This window comes from Chromohalobacter sp. 296-RDG (assembly GCF_029889885.1).
GTDB lineage: Bacteria > Pseudomonadota > Gammaproteobacteria > Pseudomonadales > Halomonadaceae > Chromohalobacter.
On sequence record NZ_JARANY010000022.1, the window covers coordinates 33,005 to 44,903 of the forward strand.

Genomic DNA, 11,899 nt, shown 5'->3' on the forward strand with positions numbered 1-11,899 from the left:
AGGTTTTCTTATGACCATCTAGTTCAAAGTAGGGAGCCATTGCCCATAGGTCGCCCCCCAAAGTCCCATTTGAGCGATGGCAAACCCCAGTATCGCTCCTGCAACCACATCGCTGAGGTAATGCAAGCCTAGAATGACACGCGAGGCGGCGATCAGCCCCGTAAGCGGCAGAACCACGACGAGCAACCATGGCGACGTCGCCGCAGTAAGTGTGCAGAACATGACGGCGTGTAAAGTATGCCCGCTGGGAAAGCTGTAACGATCCACGGGTGGCATGGTGCATGGGATACTCGAGAACGTGATATAGGGACGTTCACGACAGAAGCGTGTCTTGACCAGGCGGTAGAAGAGGGCGCCTAGCGCAGCGCATATTCCCCACAGCAGCGTCAGTCGCCAGCCTTCACGCCCATATATGATCGGCTGCATCAGCGCCAGGGCCACCCAAGCCGGCCAGTCGCCGATACGACTGCAAAACCGGAACAAGCCATAAATCAACCGCCTCTGGCTGAGCAGTGCAATACGTTGGCAGAGCTGCCATTCGAGAGAGTCCAGGCGCTCAAACGTGACCGGGGGACGAGATCGCATATGGGCTCTCCTGAGTCGCCATGAATAGATACATCAAGAAGTGTTCGCCGATGACATTCCAGCTCTGATCCGCGACTTTTTCTCTAGCCGCGATGCCGGTACGACTTCTAACGTCCGAATTCCGGTACAGTTCCACGGCGGCTTGCACAAAAGCATCATCGTCTGTCGCCTCGATCAAGCGCCCTTCGTGTCCATCCACGATTAAATCACTCGCTGCGGCCTGATCGAAAGCGACCACGGGGAGCCCGCTAGCCATGGCTTCGGGGACCACATTGCCGTATGTCTCCGAGTGCGATGGAAATAGGAACATATCCGCGCTAGCGTAATGACGTGCTAAGGTTTCTCCGCTTAGAAAGCCGGTAAAAATCACTTCGGGAAGCTGGTGCTCCAGGTGCTGTTTTTCGGGACCGTCACCGACGAATACGGCCCGTAGCCCCGGGTATGCCTCTTGCATCGCGCGTAGCGTGCGCACGAGCAGTGGCGTGTTCTTTTCGGCGGCCAGGCGTCCCGCGTAGAGGATCACTGGCTGGTCGTCATCGACACCCCATTGAGTTCTTAGGTGGACGTCGCGCCGGGCTGGAGAAAAATGCTGAGCGTCGATGCCGCGTCCCAATACGTTCACGCGCTGGAAGCCACGTCGATATAAACGCTCGGCTTGAGCGCGGGTGGGCACGAGGGTCATCTGGCAGTGGTTATGAAAGTAGCGCAACCCGGCACCCACGATGCCGGTGGCCCACCGCAAGTGATAGTTCGCCGCGTACTGATCGAAATTGGTGTGGAAGCCGCTGACGACAGGAATCGATAAATGACGCGCTGTAAGCAGCGCGGCCCAACCCAATGGACCTTCAGTCGCGATATAGACGACCTCGGGACGTGACGCTTGCCACAAGCGCGTCAAGCGCCGCCAGGCGGGCAAGCCGACATTCACATCGGCGTAACCAGGGAGGGAGAATGCACGAACTTGCATATCACGCTCGGCACGTCCTTCGCGGCCGCCTTGTCGGGGCCGAGGGCGTACCAGCTGTAAGTTGACGCGGCGTGTGGCGAGGTGATGTGCCAGATGGTCCAGCGTGTGTGCCACACCATTGATATCGGGTGCCCAGGTTTCACTGACCAGTGCGACTCGCATGATGCACCTCCGTGGCATATCAAGACAGTGCAAGATTCAAGCATTCTGATGACAGCAGTGCGACATCATCGTGACGATACGATGTCGTCAACCTGGGTTACCGTGTCGTTGATGGGGCAGATATTTCTCGTCTAGCGTAGCACCTGTTTGGGGTCCACGGGTTTCCCGCCATGGCGGACATCGAACAATAGGTCATAACGCCCCGTGTCGTGTCGGTAACCGACATCGCAAACAGGCGTGCCTTGTTTTACCTCATCGCCATCTTCGACGAGTAGACGCTCGCATAGTGCATAGACACTTTGCATGTTGTCGCGGTGGTGAATGATCACCACACGTCCCAACTGCCGCATACTATCGGCAAAGCGAACGGTACCGTCGGCAACGGCAAGCGCCTGAGTATCGGCGGAGGTCGAGAGCAACATCGGCTGTAGGGTGCCGTGCGAATCGGCGCCGTAGGCACGCGCGATTTCATATTGCTTGAGCGGCCAATGCCATGTGTGAGCGCTATCGGGTAGTGCGCCTGGGTCGGGAAGCTTACGACTGCGCGTGGCAGGCTTGGACGCCGTTGACGACGAGGCCTGGGTCGTTGAAGCGCTGGAGGTACGAGCAGTTCCACCTGACGGCACCTCGAGCAACTGTCCGACATTCAGGGCGTTGGCCGAAAGCTGGGGGTTCGCTTTTTGCAAGCGTCGCGCAGTGCTGCCGAAGCGCTGGGCGATACTCGAATAGGTGTCACCCGGGCGCACTTGATAGCGATAAGGGCCGCTGCCGGGCGCGCGTTCGCGATGAGTGGGCACCAGGATGCGTTGGCCAATGGCCAGTCGACGCGCATCGACGCCCGGATTGAATCGTTGCAAGCGCAGTAACGGGACACCTGCTTGCTTGGCGATTTGTCCTAGCGTGTCGCCGCGTTGTATGGAGACCCAGTTACCAGCGATGTTGCCGCCACGATAGCCACCGGCGCCAGGCCCGCCAGCGCAGCCGGCAAGTATCAAGACAAAGAAGAGGAGGGGGATGATGCGAGCGCACGATCCTTTTCCTCCCATAGCGCGTTCAGCCATGAATGGAAACGTTCCTTGTAATGCGGATCCAGATGATAGTCGCCATTGCCCATCCAGGCGGGCACGTTGAGTCGGCGTGCCGCCATGTGTATGGGAGCTTCGCGACCGCAAAGGAAATGCCAAAAGTTGGGGGCGGCATGACGATAATGAAGCGTGACGTCGAGAATGCCGCTCAGACGATCACCCAATAGATGTATTACCTGGGCGGTGCCGCCGGCCTTGGGGCGCAGCAGATGCCGAAACGGACTCGCTTGCCGATCACGCTTGGTGGGAGTGAAGCGCGTGCCTTCGACGAAATTGTAGATCGTCATCGGCATTTCCCGCGCACGTTCGCACATGCGCTGGGTTGCGCGTCGATCGCGTTCTGCCAGCTGCGGTCGCTGGATCATTTCACTGCGAGCATAGCGGCGCATGAAGGGGAACTCGAGTGCCCACCAGGCGATGCCGACGATGGGCACGAAGATCAGCTCACGCTTGAGAAAGAACTTGGGCATCGAAGTTCGTCCGTACAGCACGTACTGCATGACGAAGATATCCGTCCAACTGCGGTGGTTGGCGATGATTAGCCACCATTGGCTGGGAGACAGGTCCTCGGGTAAGCGCGCGGTGATGTCTGGCTTGACCCAATGACGAATCCACCAGTTGTTGGTGGCGATCCAGGCCAGGGCGATGGCGTTGAGTCCCGCCAGTACGCGTAGTCGCAAACGCCGAGTCGGCGTGACGAGTTTGATGAGCGTCAGCAGATAAAGCGGCACGCCCCAGAAAAGCGTATTGGCGATCAGCAACAGCACGCTTGTCAGCCCCTTGAGGGTCGCCATGCCGTCCTCCTTCAATGACTTGGCAACTTATGCTACTGGATCGTGTAGCGGCTGCCCAGTCTCGGACAAGGCGATGGCGTGCGTATCACTCGGCGAGCGCAGGAAGGTTGGCGAAAAGCTTGAGGGCTTCGGGGTTGGCCAGCGCATCGCGATTCTTGACGTGCTCGCCATGGACGACATTACGTACGGCGATTTCGACGATCTTGCCCGACAGCGTGCGGGGGATATCCTCCACGGCGATGATCTTGGCGGGGACGTGGCGCGGGGTCGTATGCTGGCGTACAGTGCGTCGGATGTCGTCGCGTTTGGCTTCGTCGAGCACGACAGAGGGGCGCATGCGGACGAAAAGTACCACGCGCACGTCATTCTGCCAGGTTTGGCCGATACATAGCGATTCGAGCACGCCTTCTACCTTTTCGACTTGCCGGTATATTTCGGCGGTGCCGATGCGCACTCCACCGGGGTTAAGGACGGCATCCGAGCGCCCGTGGATGATGACACCGCCGTGGGGTGTCAGTTCGGCGTAGTCGCCATGTGCCCAGATACCCGGGAAGGTCGAAAAGTAAGCGTCGCGATAACGCTCTCCGTCTGGATCGTTCCAGAAGCCGGTGGGCATGCAAGGAAAGGGGCGTTTACAGACGAGCTCGCCTTTGTTGCCAGTGACGCTTTGTCCGTAGTCATCGAAAACGTCGACGTCCATGCCGAGTCCACGGCATTGCAGTTCGCCACGGTATACAGGGCGAATCGGGCACCCCAGTGCGAAGCAGGATACGATATCCGTTCCCCCGGAGATCGAGGCCAGCATCAGGTCGCGCTTGATCTCGTCATAGACGTAATCGAACGACTCATGGGGTAATGCCGAGCCGGTGGAGAGCAGCGCGCGTAACGGTGAAAGGTCCACTTGCTTGCCGGGCGCCAAGCCTTCCTTTTCACAGGCGGAGAGGTACTTGGCGCTGGTGCCGAAGACCGTGACGCTCTCATTGCTGGCGATTTGCCATAGAGTGTCGGGGTGTGGCGCAAATGGTGAGCCATCGTAGAGCACTAGCGTGGCACCGGAGCCGAGCCCGGACACTAGCCAGTTCCACATCATCCAGCCACAGGTGGTGTAATAGAAAAAGATATCGTCATCATCGATATCGGTATGCAGACGGTGCTCTTTAAGATGCTGCAACAGGGTGCCACCGGCCGAGTGGATGATGCACTTGGGGACACCCGTGGTGCCCGAAGAGTAGAGAATGTAAAGCGGGTGCTCGAAGGGCAGTGCCTGGAAATCGATTTCGCTGGCGTTGTTATCCAGGAAGTCGGCCCAGGCGATGGCGCGAGGGATATCATCGAGAGCCGGCGCTTCTTCGAGGAAGGGAAAGACCACGACATGCTTGAGAGAGTCGATGGCATCGGCAATATCGGCAACGCGTTCCCGAGTGTCGATGGCCTTGCCGTTCCAGGTATAACCATCGGTGGCGATCAATACTTTAGGGGCGATTTGCCCAAAGCGATCCAATACGCCGTTGAATCCGAATTCCGGCGAGCAGGAAGACCACACCGCGCCGATGCTGGCCGAAGCAAGCAAGGCGATGATGGCGTGTTCACTATTGGGGACGAAGCCGGCGACGCGATCGCCTTCCGTGACGCCGCTAGCCTTGAGTGCGTGGGCCAGCTTGGCGACATTGTCGTATAATTCGGCATGGCTGATGACGCGTCGGCGCAGGCGTTCATCGCGAACGATCAAGGCGGGATGTTGGTCACGTCGGCGCAACATGTTGGCGGCATAATTCAAACGTGCTTGTGGAAACCAGCGCGCGCCGGGCATGGCATCAGGACGTACCAGAACGTCATCGCCATGCCGCTCGGCGACGATGCCGAACTCATCCCACAGGAGTCCCCAGAAAGCATCCAGATGCTCGACGCTCCAGGCGTGCAATGCCTCGTAGTCGGTCAGTGATGTGCCGTGCTCGCGATCGATGCGCCGCATCAGCGCATGCATTTGCGTGCTTTGTATGGCCGTCATCGACGGCTCCCAAAGGGGCGTGGTCATGCGACCTCCGAGTCGTCAATGCCGCCACCTGTCTTCAGGTCGACGTTACATGGAGCGGCATGGGGAGCCGCGCGACGATATTGCAAAGTACAATAATGGTATTAAAAACAAGTCTGTAGCACGCTGTCCACTCGACGAAAGGGGGAGTGTGATAGCGCGATATGTGCGTTTGACGTCATGATGACAGTGCGGTGACGAAAATCTGACCAATCCAAGGCGAGATGGGAAACGACAAGCCGAAATGGCGTTTTCGACGCCGCTCATGCACAGCGTTATCCACAGTTTTTGTGGATGGTTTTTCTGATCCCTGAGAAGGGCATGTCTGACCTTCTATGCTGGACGGCGGGTCAGCGATATCCAGGCAGGAGTGGATGTCGTCATGCGTGCTAACAGGTAGACTAGTGCGCTTGCCCGATGCATTGCCAGCGCGTGTCTCCGGGAGGCATGCCGAACCCATATGCCACTATCGTCAGGAGGTCGATTTGCGCAGCTTGCCCGCCACCCTACCCATTCTATTTCTCAGTGAAATCAGTTTCCTGCTCGGCCATGGTTTGATCATGACCTTGCTTGGGGTGCGTATGTCGCTGGAGGGCTTTCCCTCGCAGATGGCGGGTTTGTTGATGTCGAGCTTCTCGTTAGGTTTCGTGATCGGAAGTTATCTGATCGAGAAGCGCATCCGCTCGGTGGGGCATATTCGCGTCTTTGCGGCTTGTGCGGCCGTACTGGCGGTGACGGCGATGCTGCATGGGTTATGGGTGGACCCCTGGGCATGGTTGGTGTGGCGCCTGTTCGGCGGTGCGGCGACTGCGGGCTTGCTGATGGTCATGGAGTCTTGGGTTTCGGGTGAGTCGACGAACGATAACCGGGGACGTGTGCTGGGTTGGTACCTGGTCATTTCGACCTCGTCCCTAGCGGTTGGTCAGTGGCTGCTCAATGTCGCCGACCCGGCGACATTCGTGCTGTTTTCGGTCTCGGGAATCCTGTTTACTCTGTCGCTGGTTCCTTTGTCGATTTATCGGATACATGGCCCGACACGCTCGTCGCATGAGGTCTCCAGCAAGATCTCGCTGCGAGAATTGTATCGCCGCGCGCCGGTCGGGCTGGTAAGCGCCTTTACGGCGGGACTGATGGTTCAGTCCTTTTTTGCGATGACGCCCTACTACGGACAGGAGATTGGGCTTTCGACCTCGCAAACGGCACAGTTCATGGCTATTACGACCCTGGTGGCGCTGGTGGCCCAATGGACGCTGGGACGTATCTCCGATCGCCTTGATCGCCGCAAGGTGATCTTATGCATGGCCTTGGTGATGGCGGTGTCCGGCGCCATGATTTCGGTGGCGGCTCGGTTCGACTTCTGGGTGCTGCTCGTGGTGGCCTGCTTTCATACCGCGATGCTGCATACGCTTTATTCCTTGAGCCTGTCGCACACCAACGACTGGCTCGAGCCCGAGGAAACCATTCAGGCCAATGCCAAGCTTTTGATCTGGTATGGCATTGGCTCGGTAGTTGGGCCTTATAGCGCTTCTTTGATCATGGAAGTAACCGGTCCGGATGGGCTGTGGCTTTTTTTGGGAGGTGCCGCACTGGCCTTGGCGATGTTCGTCATGGTGAGACTCTATAGCTATAAGGGAGTTGCTCCTGAAGTGGAGCAAGAGCCTTATGTGGCGGCAGTGCCCATGGTGGAATCGACGCATTATCTCAGTGAGATGGACCCGCGTTTCGAGCCTCAGCAATTCGAGCTCGATTTCGAGCCGTCCTACGAAGACGACTGGGCAGCATATGATAAGAGTGAGCCACAGCCAGAAGCGGAAGAAGAGGCGCGCTTCTAGGCGCTGAGCTCACAGCGAGTGTGCTGCGGCAACAAGAGTTCTGCTGCGGGTTCCGGGAAGCCGCTATAGTGCTTTCTCATTGCGTGGACGGATGCCTATTCAACGCTTTATCGCGTGTTTCTGGCGGGCCGGCAAAGGGTGGGGAGCGCCAACACCTGTAGCGATGCGGGGTTGGCGCTGACATAAACGTTAGCTTTGTGTCGCAGGCATCAGTTCATTATCGCGAACGTATTGCTCGAACTCAGTGAAGCCGCCGATATGGGTATGGTCGATGAAGATCTGCGGTACCGTTTCGACAGGCTGGCCGATAGTCTTTTCCATATCGGCTTTGGTTATGCCTTCTTCGTGAATGTCGATATAACGGAAGCCGAAATCGTCGCGCGCATCACTGAGCTGTTCGGCGAGTTCCTTGGCACGAACGCAGAAAGGGCAATTGGGACGGCCAAAAATCACTGTCAACATAAGTTTCTCCTCACGTTAAGGGGTGTATATGCCATTAAATTAATGGTGTTATTGTTCCGGAGTTGCGCATGGGGTACCAATAGAGTCTTGCTACGCACGCTATTGAGGTGTCCTATGGCAAATCAAATTTGTGCCTCGATCTCATCGAGCCGACCCTCATCGGCTTTCAAGAGAATATCGCGCAATGCGCCGTATATACCCGACGCGCCCACCAGTATGTTTTCCCCATAAAGTTCGGACGGAATACGATCGGGACACTGGTAGAGATGCCCTGTCTTGGCGCCTGCTTCACGCGCGATCAACAATCCAGCGGCAAAGTCCCAGGGTGAGACACTTTCATAATACGCATCAAAACGGCCGCAAGCGACGTGACATAGATCCAGCGCGGCCGATCCGTTGCGGCGTATGTCGCGGCAACTTGTGAGCACGCCAGCGAGGCGGCGGAACAACGGAGCACGCGCATCGCGGCGATAGGGGAACCCCGTAGCAACCAAACTGCGTGACAATTCGCTCGCATCGCTGGCTTGAATGGGCTCGCCGTTCAGCCAGGCGCCTTCTCCGCGTAGCGCCGTGAATGTTTCTCCCAGGAAGGGGGCATGAACGACACCCAGACGTAGCTTCCCCTCCGATGCCCAGGCGATGGACACCGCTACATGGGGATGCCCATACGCAAAATTCACCGTGCCATCGATGGGATCGACGATCCATACGGCATCATTGTCCTCGAGTACATCGCGGTCTGGAGAAATTTCCTCCGTGAGACGCGCATCGTCCTGAAAATGCGCATCGAGCTCGGAAGCGATGAGCCGGTCGATTTCGACGTCGGCGTCTGTCACGAGTTCGTCACCGCTTTTGTAGCGTTGCTGGAACGCTTGAGACTCGCGCGCCGCCACGATGCGTTCTCCTGCCAGCCGTGCGATACGCTCGGCTTCGGCAAGCCGTTGGGAAGGATCCATGCGGTCTCCTGGGGTCAATGCGTTGCTGCTAGTGTTTAATGTTCGCTTTAGTCTAACAGGCATGCCGAGTGGCGTAAGCGATGCGCCATGCTGGCATACCTCGCAGCTAACGTCTTATGCTCGGCATAGATCGTCTTGTCCTCGAGGAGAGTGCCATGGTAGCTCCTTCTACACGGGGCCATCCGCGTGTCGCGATCGTGACCGGCAGTTCCAGCGGTATCGGTGAAGCGGTGGTCAAACAGTTCTGCCAAGAGGGATTGCAAGTATTGGCGGTGGATGCCAATCCGCAAGGCGTGGATATCGCAGAAGCTGCGGGTGCCGTCTTCTACCAAGCAGACCTTACCGATCCGGAGGCTTGCCGTGGCTCGGTGACGGAGGCTATCAAGCGTTTCGGGCACGTCGACATACTGGTCAATAACGCGGGCATTCAGCACGTGGAGGCACTGGAAGATTTTCCCGAAGCGAAATGGCGTCAGATCAACGATCTGATGTTGACGGCTCCTTTCTTGCTGACTCAGGCGGTATGGCCCCATATGCGTCAAGGGCAGTGGGGACGGATCGTCAACATGGCGTCGATCCATGCCAGCGTCGCATCGCCGGGTAAAGTGGGTTATGTCAGTGCCAAACATGGGCTGGTGGGGCTGACGCGAACGGCGGCTCTGGAAGGTGGGGCGGCAGGCATTACGGTCAATGCTCTTTGCCCCGCCTACGTGCGCACGCCTTTGGTGGAACGCCAGATTGCGGATCAAGCGCGTCTCAATGGCATGGATGAGCAGCAGGTGATCGAGGAGGTCATGTTAAAAAACGCCGCGATCAAACGCCTCATCGAACCCGATGAGGTGGCGGCGTTGGTCAGCTATTTGGCGTCGGAGCAGGCCGGCGCGGTGACCGGGGTATGCTGGAGCATGGACCTTGGATGGACCGCGCAGTAATGAAGATGTCGACTAGCGCCTCACGGGGCGCTTTTGCAGTTTTCGCTGCAGCGTTCGGCGGTGCATGCCCAGCGCACGTGCCGTCGCGGAGATATTGCCATCGTGCTCCTGCAGCACTTTCTGGATATGCTCCCAGGTCACTCGGTTCACAGAAGGCGGACTGTTCGCGATGTCGATATCGGGGTCGCCGCCTTCTCGCTCAAGAGAGGAGAGTATCTCGTCGGCGTCGGCTGGTTTGCACAGATAATTGACGGCACCCAGTTTGATGGCTTCCACGGCGGTTGCGATGCTCGAATAACCGGTCAGCACGACCACACGACATGACGGAGCAATCGCCAGCAGCTCAGGAAGTAGCTTGAGTCCCGAAGAGTGCTCAAGCTTCAGGTCGAGCGTTGCCATGTGCGGAGGCTCTTGCCGCACGCTGGATAGCGCTTCTTCTTCGGTCATGGCGGTCGTGACCTCGAACCCCCGCCGCCGCATGGCGCGTGCCATGACAAAGCAAAACTGTTCGTCGTCGTCGATGATCAATAGCCGTTCGGCATCTACTGACATGATGTTCTCCGTCGCTTTCAGGCAGGGTCGCCTTCTGTCGCCCGTGGCAGCTTGACCTCGGTAAGCGTGCCGCCTTCTTCATGATTGTAGAGACTGACGCCGCCACCGAAGCGATTGATTGTGGCGTGGGTCAGAAAAAGGCCGATGCCCATGCCTTTGCTCTTGCTAGAGATGAATGTTTCGCCCAGTTGATCGGCAATATTCATCGAGACACCTGGCCCATGGTCGCGGATGTCGATAATGACGTCATCCTGCGTCCAGTCGAGCAAGATGGAAATGTCCATGGGGTTGGCGTCGGCAGCGTTGTTAAGCAGGTTCATGATCGCTTGTTCGAGCGTGTTGTCGGTGGCGATATAGGGAGTGCCACGCTTGCCTTGTATATCGATGCGATGGCTCACGTCGGGACGCAATACCAGCCAGCGTTGTAGCACATCGCTTAGCCACGTCTCGGCTGCGGCTATCTCTGGCTTTGACAAGCGCCGTCTGTCGGCATTGGCCACGAGTGTCTGTAGGCGCGCCTTGCAGGTGTCAACTTGTTGTCGCAATAAATCGATGTCCTCCACGAGTGGCGTGTTGTCGCGCGCTTCTTGTCGCATATCGCTGAGTAGCACTGCCATGGTGGACAAAGGCGTGCCCAGTTCGTGGGCGGTGCCGGCGGCCTGTGTGGCCACGGCGAGCACCTGTTCATTGCGCAATGCCGTCTCGCGGGTACGCGAGAGTGTGAGGTCGCGCCGCCGCAATGCGTGTGCCATTTTGAAGATGAAGAATGTCACGAGACCAGCGGACAGACTGAAGTTCAGCCACATGCCGATGATGTGCAGGCGAATACCGGTGCCCACGAATCCGTTGCTTAGCTGTGGGACGGGCTCGTAAAACAGCATCATGGTGGTGTAACTGGCCAAGGAAGCGGCGGCGATGACCCAGGCGAAACGCCAGGGGAGTGTTGCTGCGGCGATGGTTACCGGGACCAGGTAATAAGTGATGAAGGGATTGGTGGACCCGCCTGTGTAGTAAAACAAGAGACTCAAGCCGAGCACATCTATCAATAGATGCACGAGATATTCGATGTCAGTCACGGCCCGGGGACGTCCCAGTCGCCACCAGGTGGCGACGTTAACCAGCCCCATGGCAATGATGACCAGAATGACTGGCATTACATGTAACTGAAAGCTCAGTACTTCTATCCCGAAAATGATCGCCCCTAGAAAACCAGTCCACGTGATGCCGCGCACGATGGTCAGCCGCACCAGGTTACGGTTGGGGGTGGATAGGGGTAAGGGCTGATGCATGGAGGCTCCCGGCGTGCGATACGAACGGTATGATAACCGATAGACGAAATAGCGACAGCCGAACGGGGAGAGTGATAATGCCGCACCTTAGTATGCACGATATACAATAGCCGAGAGAGGTTTTTCTACGCTCTACGAATCCCCTTGCGTTCGCGTCGGCGGATCCGTAAAGTACGCATCCGCTGCCGGCGACGGGCTTCGTGGCCGGCGGTGAAAGGGTGGCGCAAGTGGCTGACTTGCTTGAGAAATTC

11 protein-coding genes are annotated in these 11,899 nt (G+C 57.8%); 2 read left to right on the forward strand and 9 right to left on the reverse strand.

Annotation, left to right across the window (positions count from 1 at the left end; translation table 11 throughout):
* Positions 1–18: 18 nt before the first annotated feature.
* The 5 genes from OP495_RS10120 to OP495_RS10140 form a co-directional block, all read right to left on the reverse strand.
* On the reverse strand, positions 19–585 hold the full coding sequence (locus OP495_RS10120; RefSeq protein ID WP_280563848.1) for a phosphatase PAP2 family protein: 567 nt from the start codon (positions 583–585) through the stop codon (positions 19–21).
* Entirely contained in the window at positions 557–1,714 is a 1,158-nt protein-coding gene (locus tag OP495_RS10125) for a glycosyltransferase family 1 protein (protein ID WP_280568917.1), read from the reverse strand. Before OP495_RS10125 ends, OP495_RS10120 begins: the two co-directional genes overlap by 29 nt.
* 131 nt (positions 1,715–1,845) lie before the next feature.
* The gene (locus OP495_RS10130; RefSeq protein WP_280568919.1) at positions 1,846–2,775 is read right to left on the reverse strand and encodes a LysM peptidoglycan-binding domain-containing protein; all 930 of its coding nucleotides are present in this window, start codon (positions 2,773–2,775) and stop codon (positions 1,846–1,848) included.
* Positions 2,706–3,593, reverse strand: a complete 888-nt coding sequence (locus OP495_RS10135) for an acyltransferase (RefSeq protein WP_280563851.1) — start codon at positions 3,591–3,593, stop codon at positions 2,706–2,708. The genes OP495_RS10130 and OP495_RS10135 overlap by 70 nt, the downstream gene beginning before the upstream one ends.
* Positions 3,594–3,678: 85 nt before the next feature.
* Positions 3,679–5,628 (reverse strand): acetoacetate--CoA ligase, encoded by a 1,950-nt coding sequence (locus tag OP495_RS10140; protein WP_280568921.1) that lies wholly within the window; start codon positions 5,626–5,628, stop codon positions 3,679–3,681.
* Between the two features lie 482 nt (positions 5,629–6,110).
* On the opposite strand from OP495_RS10140, the gene OP495_RS10145 reads away from it, so the two are divergent.
* On the forward strand, positions 6,111–7,457 hold the full coding sequence (locus tag OP495_RS10145) for an MFS transporter (protein ID WP_280563853.1): 1,347 nt from the start codon (positions 6,111–6,113) through the stop codon (positions 7,455–7,457).
* A gap of 189 nt (positions 7,458–7,646) precedes the next feature.
* On the opposite strand, the gene OP495_RS10150 is transcribed toward OP495_RS10145, so the two are convergent.
* Both OP495_RS10150 and OP495_RS10155 read right to left on the reverse strand, forming a co-directional pair.
* Positions 7,647–7,919, reverse strand: coding sequence for a GrxA family glutaredoxin (locus OP495_RS10150; RefSeq protein ID WP_280563854.1), 273 nt, complete (start codon positions 7,917–7,919; stop codon positions 7,647–7,649).
* 122 nt (positions 7,920–8,041) lie between these two features.
* Positions 8,042–8,875, reverse strand: coding sequence for an inositol monophosphatase family protein (locus OP495_RS10155; RefSeq protein WP_280563855.1), 834 nt, complete (start codon positions 8,873–8,875; stop codon positions 8,042–8,044).
* A 155-nt stretch (positions 8,876–9,030) separates the two neighbouring features.
* Between OP495_RS10155 and OP495_RS10160 the strand changes: the two genes are divergently transcribed.
* Entirely contained in the window at positions 9,031–9,807 is a 777-nt protein-coding gene (locus OP495_RS10160; RefSeq protein ID WP_280568924.1) for a 3-hydroxybutyrate dehydrogenase, read from the forward strand.
* 12 nt (positions 9,808–9,819) lie between these two features.
* Here OP495_RS10160 and OP495_RS10165 read toward each other — a convergent pair whose 3' ends face one another.
* Entirely contained in the window at positions 9,820–10,359 is a 540-nt protein-coding gene (locus OP495_RS10165; RefSeq protein ID WP_280568927.1) for a response regulator transcription factor, read from the reverse strand.
* A gap of 17 nt (positions 10,360–10,376) precedes the next feature.
* Positions 10,377–11,648 (reverse strand): ATP-binding protein, encoded by a 1,272-nt coding sequence (locus OP495_RS10170; RefSeq protein WP_280563858.1) that lies wholly within the window; start codon positions 11,646–11,648, stop codon positions 10,377–10,379.
* Positions 11,649–11,899: the final 251 nt, after the last annotated feature.